General features: G+C 42.8%; 14 protein-coding genes. 11 read left to right on the top strand and 3 right to left on the bottom strand.

The genetic code is table 11. From position 1 onward, the window contains the following. Positions 1 to 14 precede the first annotated feature (14 nt). From AB4298_RS05755 to AB4298_RS05745, 3 genes are all read left to right on the top strand, one after another. Entirely contained in the window at positions 15 to 2,909 is a 2,895-nt protein-coding gene (locus tag AB4298_RS05755; protein ID WP_371985999.1) for a TonB-dependent receptor domain-containing protein, read from the top strand. Positions 2,910 to 3,024: 115 nt separating this feature from the next. Then, on the top strand, positions 3,025 to 4,209 hold the full coding sequence (locus AB4298_RS05750) for a cyclically-permuted mutarotase family protein (protein ID WP_371985998.1): 1,185 nt from the start codon (positions 3,025 to 3,027) through the stop codon (positions 4,207 to 4,209). 517 nt (positions 4,210 to 4,726) lie between these two features. Then, the gene (locus AB4298_RS05745; RefSeq protein WP_371985997.1) at positions 4,727 to 7,576 is read left to right on the top strand and encodes an exo-alpha-sialidase; all 2,850 of its coding nucleotides are present in this window, start codon (positions 4,727 to 4,729) and stop codon (positions 7,574 to 7,576) included. 108 nt (positions 7,577 to 7,684) lie between these two features. On the opposite strand, the gene AB4298_RS05740 is transcribed toward AB4298_RS05745, so the two are convergent. Then, positions 7,685 to 8,497 carry an alpha/beta hydrolase gene (locus AB4298_RS05740; RefSeq protein WP_371985996.1) on the bottom strand — a complete coding sequence of 271 codons (813 nt, stop codon included), beginning with the start codon at positions 8,495 to 8,497 and terminating at the stop codon, positions 7,685 to 7,687. Positions 8,498 to 8,697: 200 nt separating this feature from the next. On the opposite strand from AB4298_RS05740, the gene AB4298_RS05735 reads away from it, so the two are divergent. The 5 genes from AB4298_RS05735 to nagB all read left to right on the top strand — a co-directional run bounded on the left by AB4298_RS05735 (position 8,698) and on the right by nagB (position 14,781). Then, a complete protein-coding gene (locus tag AB4298_RS05735; RefSeq protein WP_371985995.1) occupies positions 8,698 to 9,402 on the top strand; it encodes a transcriptional regulator NanR in 705 nt (234 codons plus the stop codon). Positions 9,403 to 9,666: 264 nt separating this feature from the next. Continuing rightward, positions 9,667 to 12,285: a sodium:solute symporter gene (locus tag AB4298_RS05730; protein ID WP_371985994.1), complete on the top strand. Its 2,619-nt coding sequence runs from the start codon at positions 9,667 to 9,669 to the stop codon at positions 12,283 to 12,285. 23 nt (positions 12,286 to 12,308) lie between these two features. Further along, a complete protein-coding gene (locus tag AB4298_RS05725; RefSeq protein ID WP_371985992.1) occupies positions 12,309 to 13,064 on the top strand; it encodes an N-acetylmannosamine-6-phosphate 2-epimerase in 756 nt (251 codons plus the stop codon). Continuing rightward, positions 13,061 to 13,933, top strand: a complete 873-nt coding sequence (locus AB4298_RS05720) for an ROK family protein (protein WP_371985991.1) — start codon at positions 13,061 to 13,063, stop codon at positions 13,931 to 13,933. The genes AB4298_RS05725 and AB4298_RS05720 overlap by 4 nt, the downstream gene beginning before the upstream one ends. A gap of 41 nt (positions 13,934 to 13,974) precedes the next feature. Further along, positions 13,975 to 14,781, top strand: a complete 807-nt coding sequence (gene nagB / locus AB4298_RS05715; protein WP_371985990.1) for a glucosamine-6-phosphate deaminase — start codon at positions 13,975 to 13,977, stop codon at positions 14,779 to 14,781. A 366-nt stretch (positions 14,782 to 15,147) separates the two neighbouring features. Here nagB and AB4298_RS05710 read toward each other — a convergent pair whose 3' ends face one another. Both AB4298_RS05710 and nagA read right to left on the bottom strand, forming a co-directional pair. After that, the gene (locus AB4298_RS05710) at positions 15,148 to 16,053 is read right to left on the bottom strand and encodes a dihydrodipicolinate synthase family protein (RefSeq protein ID WP_371985989.1); all 906 of its coding nucleotides are present in this window, start codon (positions 16,051 to 16,053) and stop codon (positions 15,148 to 15,150) included. 18 nt (positions 16,054 to 16,071) lie between these two features. Continuing rightward, positions 16,072 to 17,208 carry an N-acetylglucosamine-6-phosphate deacetylase gene (gene nagA / locus AB4298_RS05705; protein WP_371985988.1) on the bottom strand — a complete coding sequence of 379 codons (1,137 nt, stop codon included), beginning with the start codon at positions 17,206 to 17,208 and terminating at the stop codon, positions 16,072 to 16,074. A gap of 406 nt (positions 17,209 to 17,614) precedes the next feature. Between nagA and AB4298_RS05700 the strand changes: the two genes are divergently transcribed. The 3 genes from AB4298_RS05700 to htpG all read left to right on the top strand — a co-directional run bounded on the left by AB4298_RS05700 (position 17,615) and on the right by htpG (position 21,548). After that, complete coding sequence (locus AB4298_RS05700; RefSeq protein ID WP_371985987.1) at positions 17,615 to 18,598, top strand: DUF4862 family protein; 984 nt, start codon at positions 17,615 to 17,617, stop codon at positions 18,596 to 18,598. Positions 18,599 to 18,831: 233 nt separating this feature from the next. Beyond that, the gene (recR, locus tag AB4298_RS05695; RefSeq protein WP_371985986.1) at positions 18,832 to 19,431 is read left to right on the top strand and encodes a recombination mediator RecR; all 600 of its coding nucleotides are present in this window, start codon (positions 18,832 to 18,834) and stop codon (positions 19,429 to 19,431) included. Positions 19,432 to 19,631: 200 nt separating this feature from the next. Continuing rightward, positions 19,632 to 21,548, top strand: a complete 1,917-nt coding sequence (gene htpG / locus AB4298_RS05690; RefSeq protein ID WP_371985985.1) for a molecular chaperone HtpG — start codon at positions 19,632 to 19,634, stop codon at positions 21,546 to 21,548. Positions 21,549 to 21,586: the final 38 nt, after the last annotated feature.

Raw genomic sequence — 21,586 nt, 5'->3', positions numbered from 1 at the left:
CAGAGAGGGAAGTTATGAAAACCAATCAAAGGATGTTTTGCCGCAGCGCACTGTCGTTATGCATTGCTGGATTATTTAGTTCTGCAGCCATAGCAAATGATGCAGAGCAAGAAAGTGACAATGTTGAAAGAATCGTTGTTACGGGTTCTAATATTTTTAAAGGCAGTGCTAACGCTTCATCTTCTGCGCCGATTACTGAAATTGGTAAAGACGCTATCGAGGGCGTGGCAGCTATATCTATTGGTGACGTACTCAATAAAATCCCTTCTGTTACTGCATCGATAAACGGCTCAAGTGATAACGTTTCACTAGGTGGTGCGGGTAGCAACGTTGGTGTATCAACCACTTCACTGCGTAATTTAGGTTCTGCACGTACTCTAGTGCTGGTCAATGGTCGTCGTTATGTTTCAGGTGTTTCAGCTAATACGGGTTACGGTGTTGACTTAAATTCAATTCCAACCGCAATTATTGAGCGTGTCGATGTTTTGACTGGCGGGCAATCTGCTATTTACGGTTCAGATGCAATTGCTGGTGTTATTAATATTATTACTAAACAGGACTATGATGGCCTAGAGTTTAACGCGTTTGCAGCGGACTCAACCGAAGGCGGTGCTGGTCGACAGAATGTTGATTTTACTTATGGTCAGAATTTTGATTCGGGCAATGCATGGGTATCAGTGGGGTATTCTAATCAAGATGTATTAAATTCTTCAGACCGTGACTTTTCTAAGTATGAAATGCGCTTTCTAGATACTAATGGTGACGGCATTAGAGACTCTATCGCTAGACGAGATGGTCCTGGGCATGTTGACGGTGCATCACTTGGCTATGGTGACTTGAAAATTTTTGGTAATGGCGATCCTTTCAATACTAATCAGCCTTTACTCGATGGTAACTATCAACCAATGGGCGAGTCAGACTGGGATAACCAGCATGCCAACCGTACGTTAGTGACACCATTCGAACGTTTTAATGTTGCTTCAGGTATTAGTTTTGACGTTTCTGAAAACTCGGCTTTTGAGGTCGAAATAAATTACGCGCAAACAAAAGCTCGCGTTGATTTAGAAGAAGCACCTATTGATGTGGTCAACAATATTTTCAGAAAAGGCGATGGCGGAACCACTGGTATTGATATTGCAACTAGCCCTTTCTTTGTGGGAAGCAGTGCGGGTCAGCAACTGCTAGCCGTTATGGGATCGGATACCTCACTTGATGGCGTCTCGACTAATCGTCGTACCTTTGAATTCGGTAATCGTCTGACTGAAAATCACCGTGAGACATTCCGCATAGCGGGGAGTTATAGCTACTACTTTGACAATGACTTAGATTGGAAAACAAGCGCGACATACGGCATTACTTCACAGCAGCAAAATAACAGTGGTGACTTCAGTATTCCGCATATGCAGCAGGCGGTTACTATTGAAGAAGATGGTAATGGAGGCTACCAGTGTGCAGATGAAATCGCACGTATTTACGGGTGTTTACCGGTTAACCCATTTGGTACGACAGACAGTTTAGCCGGACAAGCAGGTATTGTTGGTTTTTCTGATGAAGCCAGAAAGTACCTTGCCGTTGCTACAGGCCAAACGGGTAAAGTTGAGCAGTTCGTTGCCACAAGTGTTGTTTCTGGTGAGCTAGATTTGTCTGTTGGTCACGACAACATGGGCTTTGCAGCAGGTCTTGAGTACCGTAAAGAGTCAGCTGTTGAAAACCCAGATAGTTTCCGTCAGTTAGGCATTACACGAGAAGGTGCAGTGCAACCGATTGACGGTAGTTTTGATGTCGCCGAAGTTTTTGGTGAGCTATATATTCCAGTTGCTGATTGGCTAAATGTAAGCTTAGCGGGGCGTGTGGGGGATTACTCTACAATTGGTACGACATCGACTTACCGACTCGGCCTAGATGCACCCGTTAATGATGTTATTCGTCTTCGTGCGAGCCAATCTAGTTCTGTGCGTGCGCCAAACATTAACGATATCTTTTCTACAGGAACAACTAGTGTTGCTAACCCAACGATTGATGTTTGTAATGGTGCGACGAATTCTGGCACATCAAATCGAGATGTAAACTGTAGCTCGGTTGCTGCTATTTCAAACCGAATGGCGACAGATCCAAATGGTGAATATGTATTGGTAGGTTCGGAAACTAACAATACTTTAGTATTGCAAAGTGGTTCTCCAGATCTTAAAGAGGAGACGGCAGATTCATTAACTTTAGGGTTTGTTGTAACGCCGATTGATAATTTATACGTCTCTCTCGATTATTATGATATCGAAATTGAAGATGGTATCACCACTATCACTCCCGACATTATGGTGGAGCGTTGTTACGATGCTGACCCATCACAATTTGATGCAACCTGTGGTGGTAAAGTGGTGCGTGATGTAAAAGACGGTCCAATTCTAAATATTTACTCTACATCAATTAATGCGGATACCATTTCAACAAGCGGTTTAGATCTAGAGATTGGTTACTCGCTTGAAGATTTACATTTGAATTTAATAGCTAACTACCTTGGTGAATACGAAATTGATACGCCTGGCGGCAAAATTGATAATTTAGGTAAAACGCTTTTCCCTGAGTATCGTTATACGATGAATGCCTCTTATGACATCACAGAAGCGTTTAATCTATATGCTCAGTTGACTTATCGCTCTGAAACTAAGGGGGTACTGGGTGAAACGACGCTGTCGGATGATCTAAACACCATGGATGCGGTTTACTATGTTGACCTTAGAGCTAGCTATCAAATAAATGATGCAGTTAATGTATATGTTGGTTCAAATAACTTATTTGATGAGCAGCCAGATATTCAGGCTACAAGTGCGGCAGTAGGTACCAATACCACGCCTCAGGCATACGATGTAATTGGCCGCCAAATCTTTGCAGGTGTTAAATTGACATTCTAATCACTGTTTAAGGCATGCCATTTTTAAAACAATAAATGCCTTGTTGTCAGTTAATGTCCTAAAACCTAATCAATATTGATTAGGTTTTATTTTCTTAAAAGTTAAGGAGTTCCGCTTGAAACCTGCTAACTTAATTTTTCTTCTAAAGCTATTAATCATTCTTGTCAGCGGGCAAGTGTTGGCAGTGGAAAGTAAAGTAAAACTACCTGTTGAGCCCAAGGTAAGCTGGAGAAAAGCTGGGCAGCTCCCCGCTCCTAAAGGCTTTAACAAATCGATTGGAATAGCAGGTGCCTACAGTGGGTTTATCGGTAATTACCTAGTGGTTGCTGGTGGGACTAACTTTCCTAATGGTCACCCCTTTTTCGACAAAGGTGTTAAGCAGTACTATTCAGATGTTTTCGTTTTTGATACCGAAAATGAGCAATTTGACCTTGTTGCTCAAGGACATTTACCCTCCGCAAGAGGGCATGGCGCAGCAGTGGTTGCTGGCAACAGTCTTTATTTTGTTGGAGGTAAAAATAACGACAAAGCCTTCGGCTCGATCCTAAAGCTGACACTAGATGATAATTTACAGCCAGTGATTAAAGCCGTTAACCAACTGCCTTTTGCGTGGGATTCTGGCGCGGCAGCATGGCAAGATGACTCGCTATTTGTATTTGCAGGCAAGCGCAATGGCGTAGTCAGTAATGCTGTGTGTCAGTTTTCTTTGAAACAGCAAAAATGCATCAATAAAGATAAGATATCGCCAATTCCGGGCCTTGCGAGAGCCGATTTTCCTTCTATAAAGCATCAGAAACAATTTTATGTATTTGGTGGTGCCAATGTGCAGGCAGGAAAAGGACGTTATGTTCTAACCGACGCTTATGCGTTTGACTTTGAAGCATTAAATTGGAGAACACTTACACCGATTACGGTTAAAGACCAACCCTATTCTGTTGCTGGTGGAGGGGTTGCGGTTATTAATGGTGAACAATTCATTCTGCTCGGTGGTGTAAACAGGCAAGTGTTTAACGATGCTATTTTTCAATTGACCACGAGTGAAAAGGATAGGCTATCGAAGTTTAAACAATATTATTTTAGTTTGAATGAGCAAGAAGTTAACTTTAGCCGCCAACAGCTTATTTATGATTTCAATAAAGATAATTGGTCAACTTTAAGTAAGGAAGTGCCTTTTACGGGGGGAGCTGGCCCCCTTGCTATATCGCAAAAAGATAACCAAATATATTGGATTTCTGGCGAGACAAGGCCGGTTATCCGTACCCCTAATGTCTATCAAGCCACAGTCGAACCTGTTCAATAAAACAGTCGCCTATTTCACTATCTCGTTTAGTACATTGATATTTATAAGCAGAGTCTGGATCTGAGACTCGCTTATATCCTCAATTTGCTAAATCAATAATCACTTAAATTAGTTAATAGCTTTCTACAATGGTTTACCTATTTGCATCTTATCTGAAGGTGTAACTAGTATGTCGCTTTCCTGTGCCCGGCAATATTAACTCCTACGGCTATCACCACTAATTATCTAGTTATACTGTTATACCATAATGTTCTTGTCCAATTTTTGTATGCGTGTTTGTATTAGTGGTGTGACAGGTTGATATGTGAAACCGTGGATCAGATATTTGAGTCGCTACTTCAGGACTTACTGAGTTCGCGTAATACCTCAACAAGATAAGAACATGGGTACTTAAGCTGTTTGTAGCGTTAAGATTAGGCGGTTCAGGATGTATAACGTGAGTAAAGGCACCTTTAAATTATCAGCCGCTAACTGCTGGCTTTGTCATAGATAACACTTAATTTATAAAGGTGACATTATGCTGAGAATAATTACATTACCGCTGCTCTATATGACTTTTTTCCTGCTGGCCTTCAGTCATGGATACGCGCAAGCAAACACGTTAGTCGCAAATTTTGATGCAGCGAATGAAACAAGCCCGCAGAGTCAAGGTTGGAATAATTTTCTATCGGGGAAAGCAACGGGCACAGTCGTACAAGATTTAAATACAGCAAGTTGGAAATCTACAGGTAACAGTGGCCGAGCGCAGTGGAATAGGGTGCCAACGACTGAGTTAAATAATGAGGCTAGTGTAAATGGCTGGCGAATGAGTTGGACTAGTCGTATAGAGTCTGGTGGCTATATCACTGACTATTACTCAAATGGTTCGTTACGTTTTTTACCTATTTTGAGTATTAATGAATCTGGGGATTTAGTGGTTGATCTTGTTGGTGGCGGTGAACATATATTAGTCGCTAGTACGGGCTCTGATAGTTATCATCAATACGTTGTTGAGTATGATCCACTGACTCAACTTGCTAGCTTCAGCTTTGATGGATTGATTATAGATCCTGCTTGGGTCGGAGAGGCCAGCAGTCAAAATATGGTTGCATGGGGGAATGGCTCATCAAACATTAATGGGGTGGCGTATTATAGAAACGTCAAATTTGAAACGCTCAACCCGACAACTCCAGAGCCCGCAAAAGTCGTGGCACAGTGGGACTCTTCAGAGATCACCTTTGATGGTGGAAGCCAATTCTTATCCCTTGATGGTGAGCTTACCGCTGTGCAGCAATTATCCAGAGGCAGCATATTTACCAAGTTTAAAGCTACAGGAACAACTGCCACGCTGTTTAGCGTTTCTAACTCAGCAGAAGGTTCAAGTGAGTTTGCAGTATTGATTAATAGCGATGGCACATTACGGGTGCATGCTCGTGAGAATGGCAGTTTTGTTAATGACTCAAAAACGGTAACCACCTACAACAATAATCAAGAACACCAAGCCTTAATTATGGTTGATGACACAGGCACTCAAATTTATGTTGATGGCAGTTTAGTCTTTAGCGGGAGCGCAACAAGCTTTTTCAATTCGATTGCAGCTCTAGATAGCATGAGCATAGGCCGTAATAATGATAGTAATGGGGGCCAGTGGTATTTCAGCGGTACTATTTATGAAACCCGTATATATGACGATGTACTTACGGCTGAGCAAGCTGAGAACATGACTCGTTTATCGACTGTGGTAGCCACTTTTGATGCTAACTTTAGTGCAGATCCAATCTTGGCAGGCTGGACAAATGATAGTGCGGACTCAGGTAGTGGTTCATTAATTAATGAGCAAGGTCAGTCAGCTTGGCAAGCGAGTGGTATTAATGGTCGAGCAGAGTGGGAAGTTCAGCCGAGCGTACAAGTTAATCGAGATGCGACAACCTTAGGTTGGAAAATGACGACCACCAGTCGCATTGTATCGGGAAATGCAATTTCTGATTACTATGCCAACGGTAATAAACGTTTTTTAGCTTTGTTAAGTATCAACGGTAATGGCGACTTAGTGGCGACGTTGGAGGGAGGTAGCAGCCATACATTAGTGTCAACCACTGGAGCGGACGAATACCATACTTATGAAGTGGTCTATAATGCAGCAACAAGCTTAGCGACGTTTTATTTTGACGGTATTGAAATTGAAACTTGGTCGGGCTCGGCTACCAGTCAAAATGTGATTGTTTGGGGCAATGGTTCTTCTGGCACAAATGGTGTTGCTAACTACCGCTATATTAACTTTGAGACCTTCGGCAGTGGTCCGGCTATTTTCGAAAGCATTGTTTTCCAAGGCGGCCAAGAAGGCGACAATGGCATGAGCAACTATCGAATTCCTTCAATGGTTCAATCTGCAGATGGCTCAATACTTGCGTTTATTGAAGGCCGCCCTAGTAGTGCCGATCCTGGGCAAGCAGGTCAGATTAACATCTCGTTAAAGCGTTCTCTTGATAACGGGCGTAGCTGGTTACCAGTACAGATTATTCATCAAGACCCAGCATACGATTATTCAGATCCTCGTCCATTCCTTGATAAATCGACCAATACGGTTTATGTGTTTTATGTTCAATGGCCAGATTTATGTGCCCAAAATGGTAATTGCGTCGCTCCTGGTGATGCTAACTATTTGTACTATCGAAAAAGTACTGATAACGGACAGACTTGGACAGCAGCAGTGGATATTACATCACAAGTAAAAGATCCTACTTGGCGTTCGATAAACCCAGGTCCAGGGCAAGGGATCCAATTACAATGGCAGACTTTAGCTCAAGGTGAGCATAATGGCAGAATGATTTTCCCGGCGATTGTGCGTGCCGGTAATAGCTTGTTTTATGTTGCGACAGTATTTAGTGACGACAATGGCCTAACTTGGAATAAAGGTGAATTGACTCCGGTTTCAGGGCCGACTGAAGCTGATATGGTTGAACTTAATGATGGGTCATTATTGATGTCTGCGCGTAATGACGGCGGTGCGGCGGGGACTCGCTATCACTTTTTGAGTCATGATGGTGGGATCACATGGACTCAAACAAGCCATGACTTGGTTGTTTCCAAGGTGGATATTGGCTTGACTCGATACTCAGCGACAAGAACAGGAGCGCCGGAGGACATAATCATAGCAACCGCGCCAATAGGTACCGCATCAGGGCCAAATCGCAATAACTTGGGGATTTGGCTCAGTACCGATGAAGGGGCGAATTTTGGGACTCCTCATCAATTAGTTTATGGCATGAGTGCCTATTCTGATGTTGTAACGTTAAATGATGGCTCTATCGGTGTGATTTATGAGGCAACAGGAAGCACACTATTGAAGTTTTTAAATTTTGAATTAACGAGTCTTGAACAGCAGTAAGCAGACGGCCTTTACTGTGCTATTTAAAGTGAATAAATAGAAAGTGATTAAATAGAAGTGAGATGACTGTTAGCCATAAACCTGGCTAGCAGTCGACGTTTTATACCATTAAGTTAAGGCTGCAACTTCATCTGCTATGAGCTGTTTTATAACGCCCCAGTGTGACTCTTGCCAGTTGCCCTCATGGGGTAGCATCGAGAAATGGTCCGCAGTTGGTAGGCACACCTGCTTGATATCCTGGCTGGTTTGGTTTTGATAGCGTTTAAGCTGAGCGACATTAACACAGGTATCACGCTCACCATGTACCAGTGTTAGGTTAAGTTGATCTGTAGATAAGCAGCTTGGATTACATGCTTGAAAACGCTCAGGAACATCTTCTGGGGTTCCGCCCATTAATCTCTGTACTTGCAGAGGCTGGTCAAGATCATTTGATGCAGCTAAATCTAGTATAGCGCTAATAGATATCACGTTTTTAATCGCAAGCGCTTGCGGGCTGAACAGAGGACTGCTTGGGGGGATCATTGACCTCGACGCGGCCCAGGTTGCTAAATGTCCACCTGCAGAGTGGCCGATTAATAGAAGTTGGTTTAAGTCTAGCCCCTCTTCAAGGCCAATATGTTGCAGCCAATCTATACCTGCTGCAATATCGATAAATGTAGCTGGCCATGGCGCTTTGATATTATCGCCCACACTGTCCATTCTGCGGTACTCTAAGTTCCATATCGCGACATTAAAGCCCTGTAAATAATCAACAATAGCGCGAGTGGCATAAGTATCAAGAGTATGATTATCCTTCCAGTAACCACCATGAATCACGATAACTACAGGTGTTAGTTTGTTTTTATTACTCGGTATATAAAGATGCGCAAACTGTTGGCTATCATTACCATAATGCACTTTTTTCAGCTGATGGTTATTCATCGTTTAATCACGCTTTGGTTGATAATTGCTCAACGGTATAATAGCTATACCAAAGGGTCAATGTTTAATAAAAGTAAAACCAAAGTTTACTTTTGCTATCGTTGATGCTGCTATTTTGGATAATCTTGTATACATTTATACAACCACTGGTATAATAGCTAGATAGGTATAAAACTTGTTAGGTGCTAAAGGAACTTCGAATGCCAATTACTATTAAACGCCCTGTTGAACGAAAAAAACTCTCAGAAACCGTTGAAGAAGAATTGGAACAAATGATACGCCAAGGTGAAATTGCCGAAGGTGAAGCGCTTCCGTCTGAAAGAGAGCTGATGGCGGCATTTGGGGTCGGTAGACCGTCAATTCGCGATGCCTTATCAGCACTTGCCCGCAAGGGGTTAGTGAAAATTAGCAGTGGTGAACGAACTCGTGTGAGTCGTCCCTCTCCTGAAACTATTATTTCTGAGCTATCAGGAATGTCAAAAGACTTTCTATCTCAGCCTAACGGGCTGCAATACTTCGATCAGCTTAGAAGTTTTTTTGAATCGAGTCTTGTTCGTCATGCCGCAGAATTTGCCACCAGTGAACAAATTGAAGAGTTAGAAAAAGCGGTAGCGTTAAATGCTAAAGCGATCGATAACGAAAGCCAATTTAAGAAAACTGATATTTATTTTCACCATGTCATAGCATCAATACCGGGTAATCCTATTTTTCTCGCAATCCACCAAGCGTTAGTGGATTGGGTTATTGATGCTAGACCTGCTAAAACCAACGTTAAAGAGTTGAATGCTAAAAGCCATCAAGACCATGTTGATATCTTAGAGTGTATTAAAAACCGTGATGTGGAAGGCGCTGACAAGAAGTTAACTCAACACATACAATATGTATTCGATAAATATTACGATTAATCGTTACTCTGCCTAGGGTGTTTTAGGTTAGTTGAAGTATGTATTACGGACAATAAGGGCTATCTTTTGATAGCCCTTTTTTATTGCCAGTCGATTACTTGCTGTTGAAAATTGAAGTGGTCAGTTGATTTTTTGTTAATATAATTGTGCATTTTTGTGGCGCGCACGCCTTGGTGGTGGTATAACAGGTATACAGCTAACCACCAGTATTTAAAACATATGATCAACAATCTAATAAAGTTAGCATTGTCTTTGATGTTAATAATGCCGCAATTTGCCGGCGCAGAAACGTTTGTAAGCTGGCAAAAGCTTGATGCTGAGCTTTCTAAATCAATACGCTTAGGAGCGGGGGCATTTATTACCCAGCAAGGTGAGCATGTCCTGATATCTTCAGCTTTAGAGACCGTTCCACCCCGCCAAATGCAGTCAACCATTGTTGAAAATATGCCGTTAAGCGCTGAGCAATCACAACAGGTTTATATTGTCTCGCAAGGTAATGTCATATCGACTTTGTTAGCTGAGAATGAAGGTAATAGAGCTTACGCGGCGACAGCGGCTTTTAAAGGTAGCACGCTTGTTGTTGGTGGTATCAATGCACAGCAAGCATCGAATCAAGTTAATTTACTTATCTGGCAAGAGGCTAATTTGCTATTAGAAAGCTTCTTTTTACCATCATTACCAATTGCCGCCAAATCGCCGTCAGCAGTGATAGTAGAAGATACACTATATGTATTAACGGGTTCGGGGACGAATAACCAGTTTTTTGCTTTAGATTTAAGTGCCTTGATTGCAAATGGAAAGTTACTTAGAAACCATCAGTTTGATTATGAGCGCTTCGCAGCCAAAACGGCTTGGCGCGCTTTAGCGGCATTACCTATAGCAAATAGCATTTATCAAAACGGTGTTCAGTTAGCGACTCAAAATGATGGCAGTGGCGACAAAATATTTGCTATCGGAGGCTATCGTCTACTAAGCCAAGACAGGAGTGTGCAGCATAACCCATTGCCATTAACGGCTGTTTGGAAGTTTGATCCCGCAACTGAAAAGTCCAGCGAGCAATGGCAAAAAGTTGGCAATATTTCTGATGCTAATAGTGAATTTAATCAGCAAGTAAATAGCCTGTCGACATTTGGGCATTCACACATACTCGCCTTTACCGAAAAAGGCGATACATTATCATTTAACGCGATAACGAACGCTTGGACACAATACTCGACGGCAAATGGTGAGCAAAACACTCCAGCCATTGTTAATGGCGGAATAACAGACAGTACCATGACAAACAATGGCGATGTTTATGCGCTCAGCCCAAGTCTTGGCAGTGGCTCGTCATCAATACTCTGGCAAGCATCATTAAAACAACCCGTTAGAGATTTTGGCTGGATTAACATGTCAGTATTAGTGGCATATTTAATATTTGTCGTTCTGGTAGGCCTGTTCTTCGTATTCAAAAACAGAACCACGAATGATTATTTCCGTGGCGGTCAATCCATTCCGTGGTGGGCTGCGGCCTGTTCAATTTATGCCACTATGTTGAGTTCGTTAACGTACGTTGCGTTACCTGCCGTGGTCTTTCAGAGCAACTGGTTATTGTTATTAGGGATCTGGATGATTATTGCTGTAGCCCCAATTGCGATTTATGTGGCTATGCCTTTTTTTCGTCAAATTGACGCAACAAGTGCCTACGAATATCTTTCAAAACGCTTCAATATGAGTGTCAGGTTATTTGCTAGTGGCTTATTTACCTTATTTCATGTCGGCCGTATGGGGATTGTCATGGCGCTTACCGCGCTAGCTTTGTCTGCCGTTACGCCACTATCTCCTAGTGAAAGTGTGTTGATAATGGGTGTGCTTTGTCTCATATATTGCACTATGGGCGGGATTGAAGCGGTGATTTGGACTGATACCTTGCAAACTATCGTGTTACTTATCGGAGCGGTGCTGTGCTTTATCATCATTATTGCTGGGTTAGACGGAGGAATGGCTGAATTTATCAGTATTGGTCTGACCGATAATAAATTTACCATGGTGGATGTTGATTTTAGCCTAGATAGCATAACGACCTTGTCTATTTGGGTTGTTGTTATTGGTGGTATTGGTCAGAACCTTTCAAGTTATACCGCTGATCAAGCCGTCGTGCAGCGTTACATGGTGACTAAAAACCCCAAAGAAGCCAGTCGTTCTATTTGGGCAAACGCCATTATTGCCGCTCCCGCTGCGCTATTGTTTTTCTGTATTGGTACAGGCCTCTATGTGTTTTACCAAACTCATCCTGAGAAGTTAGATCCAACTATTCAAATCGATCAAATCTTTCCCACTTTTATTGCGACAGAGCTGCCTGTGGGGCTTGCCGGTTTGATTGTTGCTGGAATATTTGCCGCGGCACAATCTACTGTTTCAACCAGTATGAACTCCATTGCTACAACCCTGGTTACTGATTTTATACGCCCCTTTAACTTGGTCAAAACTGAACAAGGCTATATGCGCGCCGCACGTTGGCTGACTTTTATTATGGGGGTCTTGGGAACCTTAGCGGGCCTTATCTTCATCGATCCTGAAATCCGTTCATTAATGGAAGCTTATTTTAAAGTCATCGGAATGTTTATGGGCGCGTTAGGCGGGTTATTTGTGCTTGGCGCATTAACGAAAAAGGCGAATTCAGTTGGTGCACTAGTAGGGATTTTAGCTGGCGTAGCAACCATGATTTCAGCCTGGCAGCTGGGGTGGGCGAATGGTTATTTGTACGCAACGATAGGCATAGTGTCTTGTTTAGTGTTTGGCTATCTTGCCAGTTTGCTAACACAAAGTACTAAAGCTGCGAGTAAAGACTTAACCGGACTCACGCTTTACACCATGCGCTCAGTGGCGATGAAATCATCTTAAATATTAGGCTTTAGCAAGGGGATATGTCAGTGGTAAATAAAGAGTTAGAAAAGCGATTGTTATCATCGTTGAAGCACGCTTTGATTGTTTCTTGCCAGCCTGTTGATGGTGGCCCAATGGACAAGGTGGAACATGTTGTGGCGATGGCGTTAGCTGCCGAGAGCGGTGGCGCTAAAGGGTTAAGAATCGAAGGTGTTGAAAATGTAAGGGCGGTGGCCAAGGTCAGCGCTGTGCCAATTGTTGGTATTATAAAAAGAGACTTAGATGATAGTGCAGTGCGGATCACGCCATATGTTGATGATGTTAATGCGCTAGCAAAGGCGGGAGCGAGTATTATTGCCTTTGATGGTACCGATAGAGCTCGTCCAGCTCCAATGCTCGATTTATTAGACGCTATCCATTCGGCAGGTTGTGTTGCAATGGCTGACTGTGCTGACTATGAGGTTGGCTTAATGCTCGCGCAACATGGCTGTACTTTTATTGGCAGTACATTGTCGGGTTATACTGGTCACTCAGTACCTCCATTAGAGCCCGATTATGACTTGGTGAACCGATGGGCAGCTCAAGGGCTAAATGTGATTGCTGAGGGACGGTATAACTCACCAGAGCGAGCGGCATCAGCCATAGCGCTTGGTGCATTTTCAGTAACCGTTGGCTCTGCCATTACGCGGGTCGAGCACATTACTCAGTGGTTTGTTGCTGGCGTTGCTGAGGGCGAAAATTGCCGCTCTACAGAAAGTGAGCCTGCACATGCTGATATAGGAGCTTTAGTCACATGATTATTGCAATCGATGTCGGCGGCACCAAAATATCGGCGGCGTTAGTTAAAGATTCTAAAATCATTGAGATTAGGAAAGTTGAATCTATTGTGCATCAAGACTTAGCTTATCTTGCCAGTTACCTTATTAACTTATGTGAAGGCTGGACTGAGCAGGCTTATTCAGTTGCGGTTGCTTGCTCTGGTCTTGTGGGCACAGAGCGAGTTAATTTTCTATCTGCAAACGATTCGCTACCGCTAAAGCTGCAACTTGAAACCGGTTTTGGTTTACCTGTTGTGATGCTAAACGATGCAGCTGCTGCAGCTTGGGCTGAATATAGCCTAAGACCTAATCCATTAGACAGTACCTTGGTTTACATTACGGTATCAACGGGGGTTGGAGGGGGCATTGTTCAAAATGGTCAATTAGTCATGGCGGCTGATGGTTTTTGTGCACACATAGGCCATATGTCAGTGAGTCGACCTGAGTTGCCTGCCATAGAGTGTCATTGTGGCAGGTTTAACTGTGCTGAGGCGTTGGCATCAGGTACCGCTATTGCCAATCAAGCGTCAAGCATTGTCAACAAAGCCGTTAGTTGTAAAACCGTTTTCAACGAGTATGGCTGCCACCCCGAAATTGTCCAGTTACTAGAGCAAGCAACCGATGCCATTGTCGAACTTATCGCGAATATTAAGGCATTAACCGGAACAGGCATTGTGGTACTAGGCGGCAGTGTCGGCTCTACACACTTATTTCAAGAGCGAATAAAAAAGAAATTAAAGGCACTTCCCACAATCTATCAGGTTGAACTTGTCGCTCCTGTTTCTGGCGAGCATGCCGATCTTATTGGTGCGGCTCTTTATGCCGATTCGGTGATCGGTTGTGGTTAACAAAATAGCTGCCGGTGCTTTACCGCAAAATAGGAATTGATATGCAAGTTATTATCTTAGATACCCCAGAGCAAGTTGCTGAAAAGTCGGCGCAATGGGTGACGGAACTGATTGAGCAAAAACCAGCGGCAGTTTTAGGTTTAGCAACTGGAAGCACACCCATTAGTTTATATCAGTTGCTGGTGGAGCAATATCGGCAAGGTGTTTTAAGTTTTGCTAATGTCACGACATTTAACCTTGATGAGTACCACAATATAGCGGCTGAAAATCTCCAAAGTTACCGTACTTTCATGCAAAAGCATTTATTTGAACATGTTGATATAGCAGTAAGTCGCACGTTTTTACCCACTTGTAGTGCAGAGCAGAATCCTCGCCTGCAAGGCGAAGAGTATGAACAACTGATAAAAGCTAAAGGAGGAATAGATTTACAAATATTGGGGATCGGGGCAAATGGTCACATCGGCTTTAATGAGCCGACATCCAGTCTTGCATCACGCACTAGAATAAAAACCTTAACCAAGCAAACACTGGCTGATAATAGCCGCTTATTTACTCAAGATGAGGTGCAACCTACAATGGCGATGACGATGGGCATCGCCACTATTTTAGAAGCGAATCATGTGTTGTTGATGGCTACAGGCGAAAACAAAGCATCAGCAGTGAAGCAAATGATCACAGGGCCATTAAATGCAATGTGTCCGGCGTCTGCGTTGCAGTTACATCAGCATGCGGTGATTATTATCGATAAGGCAGCAGCGAGTGAGCTAACAGAGCAAGACTACTTTTTGTGGGCCGATAAAGAGCAGCGAAAGGTAACAGATGATCATGGACTATTAACCGTGTGCTAGCTTTTAAGCCGAACCCTAAGTTTGAGCACTTTTTACAAAGCCATATTATTTAATATGGTTTTTTTATTAGCACAAAATAATAAAATTTAAGAGGGTTAGCTTTATAAGCTGTAACCTAGGCAGTTAAAAAGAAAAACCATCATCAAAATGATGATGGTTGGATATATAGTGCATTAAATGCGACCTCACTATAAAACACTTAAAATAACGGCAGAATATTGGTGTTTTGCTATATATCGAAAGTCTAAGGAAATCTTAGTTTTAATAAGTACAGTTTTTGATGACGTCTTGGATTGGCCAAATGCTGTGGTGAGCGATTTGGCCTTTAAAAATTTATAAATAGTCAATAACATCAGTGCTATGGCGTTAAATAGGTGTATGCTCCATAAAGCTTGCAGCTTGCATTTTTACGATAACATCTTCTTTTTCTTGTGCTGAAAGGGCGCGAATAGGTAAACGAGGATCGCCAACATCAATACCATGCAACTGCATCGCCGCTTTTCCCGCCGCAACTCCGCCATATTCCACAAGAGGTCGAATAAGGCCAATCACTTTATCCATTAAATGAGTGACGGTTTGTTGCTCTCCTCGGTTAAACGCTGCAATGATGTCCAAATAAAGTGGAGCTGCGTAGTTATATGTGCTACCAACCGCGCCGATAGCGCCTACAGCTAGTCCGCCAGGTAGTGACTCATCGACGCCAAATGGTATGTCAAATTTACCATTAGCGACTCGTTTGCAGCGCTGAAATTCATATAAATCGACATGGTTAAATTTTATTCCAGCAAGATTGTTGATGACTTTGTCTGCTTTTATAAGAAACTGCTCCATATCAAACATCACATTCGACATGCCAGAGTGGTAGTAATAAAAAGCTTTACTTGGCGCAGCGGCTGCGACGGTCGCGCAGTATTTGACAAGACAATCGACTGAACTGGGTTTAAAAAAGCAGGGGGCGATTACCGATGTGGCAAAGACATCAAGTGTGTCAGCATGCCTCGTTAGTTCTAGTGTATCAACAATTGATAAAGCGCCAGTATGGATTGTAATGCTTAGCTTATTTTGTGCGGCCGACACCCATCGCTCTGCAATCGCTTTTCGCTCACTGACGGAGCAATTAAGGCCTTCACCAGTAGTACCGCAAATATAAACGCCTTTGACTCCTTGTTTGATCAGCAAAGCGGCAATTTGGTCGATAACAGGCAGATTAACATCTCCATTAATATCAAATGGAGTATGTGGAGCAGCGATTAACCCAGTTAGTTTTTGCATGGTAATCCTTTATTGAAATTAAAAAATTTGTTTGCCATCAATCCATGTCTGGCTTACGTGTAAACTTGTTTGGTTACTCTTTTCTAGTACGGTGAAATCAGCCTTGGCACCTAGGCTAAGTAATGGCGTATTTTTATGCATTCCAAGAAAGCTTGAGGGATATAAACTTGCCATTCTTAGAGATTCTTCGAGTGAAATATCTAGCATGGTTTGCGCGTTGTTTACCGCGGTGATCATATCTAAGGCTGAGCCTGCTAACTGGCCTGTTTGGCTGGTTAACTTATTACTGCTGAGTTGTATTTTATGATCGTCAAACGCTAATGCTTGTTGGCTACTACCAATGGTTGACATCGCATCTGTTACCAACATCATTTTACCTTTGGCTTTTATTTTAGTTGCAAGCTTGGCCGTTGCAGGGTGAACGTGATGGCCATCTAAGATAAGGCCACACCAGCTTGCTTCATCAAGCAGTGCTGCTCCGACCATATTGGGCTCGCGGGATGTTAACGGTGACATGGCATTGAATAGATGAGTAAACCCAACAGCCCCGGCAACTAAAGCGGCTTGAGTGAGTTCAAAGCTCGCATTTGAGTGGCCCAAACATACTTTAACATTGTGTGCTATTAGAGATTTTACTTGCTCTGTTGTCACACACTCTGGGGCGATGGTGACCACTTTTATACCTAGATCGTTACGGCAATACACTGCCATTTCTTGCTCACTTAGAGCCCTAATGTGCTGGCTATTGTGGATCCCTTTTTTGGGCTCGCTGATGTGCGGTCCTTCAAAGTGAACACCTAGAATGCCTGGCAGCTGTTTGTTAATGGCTTCTGCGATAGTATTTGCTGCATTGTTTAATGTGGTGAAATCACTGGTAATTAGCGTTGGAAGTAGCCCTGTGGTGCCATAACGACTATGGGCGTGCACCATAGCTTCGAGAGTCGTTAAGTGAGTTTGCTGATTAAACAAATAGCCACCTCCACCATTAACTTGAACGTCAATAAAACCTGGGGTTAATAATCCCGAAATTTTGAATTCTTTTGCATTATTTACGCTATCAAAAGCAATCACTTTGCCATCTTGGAAAGTGATTGGTTGATCTTTCAAGATCTCTCTACCATTAAATATTTGCTCGGCTATCACTGTCGTAATCATTATTTATTAGGCTCTATTGCTGAAGACAATCCCACTTGATGCGGTTCTATGATCCGGCGCTGAGTGAGTGCAAGGTTAATCTGTTGTGATAGGTATCTCGTTAACCTGTTATACCAATGTACCAGTTGTTTGTTTTTTGTCAAAGAAAAGTTTCGTACTGATGTGGATTATGCTTGTTAGGGGAGTGAATTGCGCACGAGTCTATTTTGGATTGATGCTTTCTCTGTAAGGGGCAAACCCGCAGGCTGATTAGTTAAACGAGATATTGATGCGCAAAACGGTGATGCTATTGTGGCGAAGTTCTAGCACTGCAAACGCATATTCACAAACAAAATTGCATCTGTACTTACATAGTGGTGTAATAGGTATACCTGTTAGGTTTGTATTATGATAAGGAAAACGATTAATGGAATATATTGTAGGCGCATATGCCACTGCACCTTCGGCTGAAGGTTGGGATCCAGAGCCAGAGTCTCTGTATTATCAGCATTTAAAGTCCGAAGATAACATTATTGGTATTGAGCATCCTTTTGTCGGTAAGTTACATCCTTATGATGATGAATGGTTTTTAAGTAATGTCAGTAAGGACTGGCAGTTTGTTTTTACCTCAATTCCTGGGGTGATGGGCCAGTTAGCGAATAATCCCCACTTTGGTATAGCGTCAACAAATGAAGCCGGTAGACAAGCCGCATTAGTTTTTTATCTGCAGGCGCAACAAGCGATTATGACATTAAATAATCATCTTGGACGGGAGGCGGTCAGTTTTCTTAAGATTCATACAGCTCCCAAAATATCAAAAAATTCAACATCATCTGTTACAGCCTTACAATCTTCATTAGAGACAATGTTGTCGTGGGATTGGCACGGAGCCAAACTGGTCATAGAGCATTGTGATGCCTACATAGAAGGGCAAGATGCAGAGAAAGGCTTTATGCGCTTAGAAGATGAAATTTCGGCTGCGCAATATGTAAATAACAAACTGAATAGTGATATCGGCATCAGTATCAACTGGGGACGCTCGGCAATTGAGACGCGCAGTACTAACGGACCGCTGCAGCACATTGAACTGGCTAAGCAAAGCGGATTACTGAAAGGCATTATATTTTCGGGTGCCAGTGATATTGAAGGGCCCTATGGCAAGTGGAAGGATACCCACATGCCTCCTGCCAAAGCTCTCTATATTCCAAGTTATGCAGAAGGTTCATTATTGACTTTTAAAGAGATCGAAAATTCAATTCAAGTGTGTCAGCCACAAAGCTTAAGTTTTATTGGCGGAAAAATTTCTTTGCAGCCAAATCGATCTGATGTTCAGCAAAGAGTTTCATATATAAAAAGCTTACTGACCTTATTGGATCATGCTTTGGAACCTTGCGAGATATCAATTTCTTGAAACGAAATTGAAGGTTACTTTTAAATTGAAGTTTTGACTACATTTTATAACGGCACAGAAGCCTTGAGTGAAGAGGGGTTTAGAGATTGGATCTTGTTTTATTTAACATGAAATCGCGATTGGATTCAGGTTTTCTATGTTAATATTCCTGTTAATCCACCTAGCAAAGCCCGTCGCTTTGTCTATTAAATTTAATTTAGAGGTGTGCAGCACCTTTCTAAGCGGAACCTTAAATGAAATTTAGTCCACTCGTTGATGAGCTCATCCAGTCACTTCGTTGTTTACCGGGCGTTGGCCCTAAATCTGCTCAAAGAATGGCATTTCAGCTTTTAGAGCGTGACCGTAAAGCGGGCGCTAAATTGGCAGAGTCGCTAGGCAAAGCTATGTCTGATGTGGGTCATTGTCAGTCATGTCGTACTTTTACTGAAGAAACTTATTGCCCGATTTGTGTCAGCACTAAGCGTGGTCACTCTGAAGTAATTTGTGTAGTAGAAACTCCTGCGGACGTGCTTGCGATTGAAGCGGGTGGGCATTTTACTGGTCGCTATTTTGTATTGTTAGGTCACCTATCACCGCTTGATGGTGTTGGGCCTGATGAACTAGGGCTTGATTTACTTGAGCTGCATTTAGCGTCGGGCGATGTCAGTGAGCTTATTTTAGCGACCAATCCAACAGTTGAAGGTGATGCCACTGCGCACTATATTGCCGATATGGCAAAGCGCCATCAGTTAACTGTTAGCCGCATCGCTCATGGCGTGCCGGTTGGTGGTGAGCTTGAATATGTTGATAGCACCACATTGGCGCTGTCTTTTAATGGTCGTTTACCGATTTAATCTCAGCAGTAATTTACTTTAAGCGACTATAAATAGCTGTTTACAAGTGAAATGCTATCAAAATCCAGTTTGTGATTATCACAAACTGGATTTTTTTTGTGCAATTGAAATCAATGCGCACTCTTTCCCTTGAAAAGCGATTTTATAGCCCCATCTTATTTGTAAGCTTTATTTAAACTGATTTTTAAAGGGAACATTTCATGTCACAACAAGAGACGCATGGCTTTCAAACTGAAGTCAAACAACTATTACATTTGATGATCCATTCTTTGTACTCAAACAAAGAGATCTTTTTACGTGAATTGGTATCTAACGCTGCCGATGCTGCAGATAAGTTACGCTATGAAGCCCTAACTAATAACGATCTTTATGAAGGCGATGGTGAACTGCGTGTTCGCATTAGCGCGGATAAAGAGAAGGGTACTGTTACTATTGAAGATAACGGTATCGGTATGACTCGTGACGGTGTAATTGAACACCTAGGTACGATTGCTAAATCAGGTACCGCTGACTTCTTTAAAAACCTATCAGGCGATGAGTCAAAAGATTCACAGCTAATTGGTCAGTTCGGTGTTGGTTTTTACTCAGCCTTTATTGTGGCAGACCGTGTAACTGTGCGCACTCGCGCTGCTGGCCATAGCGCTGATGAAGCTGTGCTGTGGGAGTCAGCTGGTGAAGGTGACTTCACAGTTGAGACTATCTCTAAGCAAACTCGTGGTACTGAAATTACGCTTCACTTACGTGATGACGAGAAAGAGTTTGCTGATGACTATCGTCTGCGCTCAATTATTACTAAATACTCTGACCATATCTCAGTTCCTGTAGAGATGTTTGAAGCAGGCACGCCAGCGGTTGAAGCGACCGACGATACAGAAGCTGTAGCTGCTACAGAAGGTAGCTGGAAGCCAATTAATAAGGCTACAGCACTTTGGACACGTAACAAGAGTGATGTGTCTGATGAAGAGTACCAAGAATTTTATAAGCATATTTCTCATGACTTTGCTGACCCACTTTTGTGGAGCCACAACCGCGTTGAAGGTAAGCAAGAGTACACTAGCTTACTGTATATCCCTGCTAAAGCGCCTTGGGATATGTGGAACCGTGACCGTAAGCACGGCCTAAAACTGTTTGTACAACGCGTATTCGTAATGGATGACGCAGAGCAATTTATGCCTAGCTACTTGCGTTTTGTGCAAGGTTTGATTGACTCAAACGATTTACCGCTAAACGTATCTCGCGAAATTTTGCAAGATAACAAGGTTACCACAGCGCTGCGCACTGCTGTGACTAAGCGTGTATTGGGCATGCTTGAGAAACTGGCTAAGAATGATGCTGAAAAGTACCAGTCTTTCTGGACAGAATTTGGCCAAGTGCTAAAAGAAGGCCCTGCTGAAGATTTTGCTAACAAAGAGCGTGTAGCTGGTCTACTGCGTTTCGCGTCGACTCACACAGGTGAAGCTAAAGCTAACGTATCACTAGCAGATTACATTGAGCGCATGAAAGAAGGTCAGTCTAAGATCTACTACATTGTTGCCGATAGCCATGAAGCGGCAGCTAACAGCCCACATCTTGAAGTGTTACGTAAGAAAGGCATTGAAGTGTTATTAATGTCTGAGCGTATCGATGAGTGGCTAATTAACCACTTAACTGAGTTTGATGGCAAGAAACTGCACTCTGTGACCCGTGGCGATCTTGAGCTAGGTGAGCTTGAAGATGCAGGCGAAAAAGAAGCACAAGAGAAACTACAAACTGAATCAGAAGGCCTAGTTAAGCGTGTTAAAGACAGCTTAGGTGATAAGGTTTCTGAGGTTAAGGTGACAACGCGTCTAACTGATACGCCTGCATGTGTGGTTGCCGGTGAAGGCGAAATGTCAACGCAGATGATCAAGTTGATGCAAGCTGCTGGACAAGACGTACCTGAGTCTAAGCCGACATTTGAGCTAAACCCAGAGCATCCGTTAGTTGCCCGTTTAAATGACGAGCAAGATGAACAGCAATTTGCGCAGTGGTCAGAGCTTTTACTGCAACAAGCATTGTTGTCTGAAAAAGGTAGCCTTGCTGATCCATCAGCCTTCATTAAGCTAATGAACCAAATGCTACTAGCTAGCGTTAAGTAATCAACAGCTATGATTAAAGAGGCAGTTATACTGCCTCT

It is taken from the genome of Shewanella sp. 10N.261.52.F9 (assembly GCF_041471165.1).
GTDB lineage: Bacteria > Pseudomonadota > Gammaproteobacteria > Enterobacterales > Shewanellaceae > Shewanella > Shewanella marinintestina.
The sequence above is the reverse complement of the archived record's forward strand: the minus strand, read 5'-3'. Positions and strand labels throughout refer to the sequence as shown.

Bases quoted from the DNA above. Each gene is read 5' to 3' on its own strand.
- AB4298_RS05755 (WP_371985999.1), top strand. From the start codon at position 15: ATGAAAACCAATCAAAGGATGTTTTGCCGCAGCGCACTGTCGTTATGC.
- AB4298_RS05745 (WP_371985997.1), top strand. From the start codon at position 4,727: ATGCTGAGAATAATTACATTACCGCTGCTCTATATGACTTTTTTCCTG.
- AB4298_RS05740 (WP_371985996.1), bottom strand. From the start codon at position 8,497: ATGAATAACCATCAGCTGAAAAAAGTGCATTATGGTAATGATAGCCAA.
- AB4298_RS05735 (WP_371985995.1), top strand. From the start codon at position 8,698: ATGCCAATTACTATTAAACGCCCTGTTGAACGAAAAAAACTCTCAGAA.
- AB4298_RS05730 (WP_371985994.1), top strand. From the start codon at position 9,667: ATGCCGCAATTTGCCGGCGCAGAAACGTTTGTAAGCTGGCAAAAGCTT.
- AB4298_RS05725 (WP_371985992.1), top strand. From the start codon at position 12,309: ATGTCAGTGGTAAATAAAGAGTTAGAAAAGCGATTGTTATCATCGTTG.
- AB4298_RS05720 (WP_371985991.1), top strand. From the start codon at position 13,061: ATGATTATTGCAATCGATGTCGGCGGCACCAAAATATCGGCGGCGTTA.
- nagB (WP_371985990.1), top strand. From the start codon at position 13,975: ATGCAAGTTATTATCTTAGATACCCCAGAGCAAGTTGCTGAAAAGTCG.
- AB4298_RS05710 (WP_371985989.1), bottom strand. From the start codon at position 16,053: ATGCAAAAACTAACTGGGTTAATCGCTGCTCCACATACTCCATTTGAT.
- nagA (WP_371985988.1), bottom strand. From the start codon at position 17,208: ATGATTACGACAGTGATAGCCGAGCAAATATTTAATGGTAGAGAGATC.
- AB4298_RS05700 (WP_371985987.1), top strand. From the start codon at position 17,615: ATGGAATATATTGTAGGCGCATATGCCACTGCACCTTCGGCTGAAGGT.
- recR (WP_371985986.1), top strand. From the start codon at position 18,832: ATGAAATTTAGTCCACTCGTTGATGAGCTCATCCAGTCACTTCGTTGT.
- htpG (WP_371985985.1), top strand. From the start codon at position 19,632: ATGTCACAACAAGAGACGCATGGCTTTCAAACTGAAGTCAAACAACTA.